Source organism: Vibrio sp. 2096, assembly GCF_033339595.1.
GTDB classification, from domain to species: Bacteria; Pseudomonadota; Gammaproteobacteria; order Enterobacterales; family Vibrionaceae; genus Vibrio; species Vibrio alginolyticus.
In genome coordinates this window covers 1-1294 of the sequence record NZ_JAWOUX010000063.1, presented here as the reverse complement: position 1 = coordinate 1294, position 1294 = coordinate 1, and the positions used below count along the sequence as shown (strand labels likewise).

1 protein-coding gene is annotated in these 1294 nt (G+C 49.0%); it reads left to right on the top strand.

Annotated features, from left to right (window positions below; genetic code table 11):
- Positions 1–1255, top strand: a 1255-nt coding sequence (pyk, locus tag R7Q41_RS24050; protein WP_318144711.1) for a pyruvate kinase, incomplete at its 5' end; no start/stop codon positions are given.
- Positions 1256–1294: the final 39 nt, after the last annotated feature.

Sequence of the window (1294 nt, the reverse complement as noted above, 5' to 3'; positions counted from 1 at the left end):
TTGCTTCGAAAATGGCGCAGTTCTACTCAATCAAGGCGACGTATTCACCCTGAGCGGCACACTTGACGCACAATCTGGAACCCAAGAAATGGTTGGGCTTGATTACCCAGAACTGATTCAAGACGTGAACGAAGGCGATATTCTGCTGCTAGATGACGGCCGCATTCAGCTAAAAGTAAGCCAAGTACACCGTGACGAGCAGTGGATTAAAACCACAGTATTGAACAGCGGTAAGTTATCCAACCGTAAAGGCATTAACTTGTTAGGTGGCGGGCTTTCCGCTCCGGCTCTTACCGCGAAAGACATTCAAGACATCGACACCGCAGCTAAACTTCGAGCCGACTTCCTTGCCATTTCTTTCCCACGCAATGCACAAGATATCGAATACGCTCGCAGCTTGGCGCAAAAAGCAGGTTGTCACGCCAAGATTGTCGCGAAGGTAGAACGCGCAGAAATAGTTGAAACCAAAGAAGCCATGGATGATGTCATTAAAGCATCAGACATCATTATGGTTGCTCGCGGCGAGTTAGGCGTAGAGATTGGCGACGCACGACTGCCAATGGTGCAAAAATCATTGATCAATCGTTCTAAACATTGGGGTAAGCCAGTCATTACCGCGACCCAGATGTTGGAATCGATGATCGAGAATCCTCTCCCAACTCGCGCTGAAGTGTTAGACGTGGCAAACGCGATTATCGACGGAACAGACGCCGTGATGCTGTCGGCGGAATCGGCGGCGGGCAAATACCCAATCGAAGCGGTCGAAGCCATGGTTCGCATCGCACAAGGTGCAGAGCACGAGCTGGAATGTAACCATGACTGCTGGGATACTCTGCAACACTTATGTTCTAACCCAGGCAAAAGTTTCGCGCTTTCATCAATGATTTCGGCTTCTCGCGTTCATCAAGATCTTGGCGTTGCGATTTTAACCCAACATGGTGAAACGCCGCTGTTGATGTCTCGCTGCCAAAGTAAAACTAAGATTTGGGCTCTGAGTGACAACCCAGCTTTACTTGCAGAAATGACCACTCTACGCGGTGGTGAACCTTTGTATTTCAAAGCAGCAGAAAGCCACGTTGATCTCGCGCCACAATTAGTGGAATGCTTACGTCAAAAGGCCAACGAAGCACATATTTCCTCCATTTTGATGACCCAACTCGACTCCATCGAAGGCATGGGTGAAATCAACGCGTGTCGCTTGCTGAGCTTGAATGTGTCTTCTCACATGAAGCCAGCGGAAGAAATCGCAGCTTAGGTTTACCTCCCCCTTATTCAAGCTCGACCTTGAATTTCT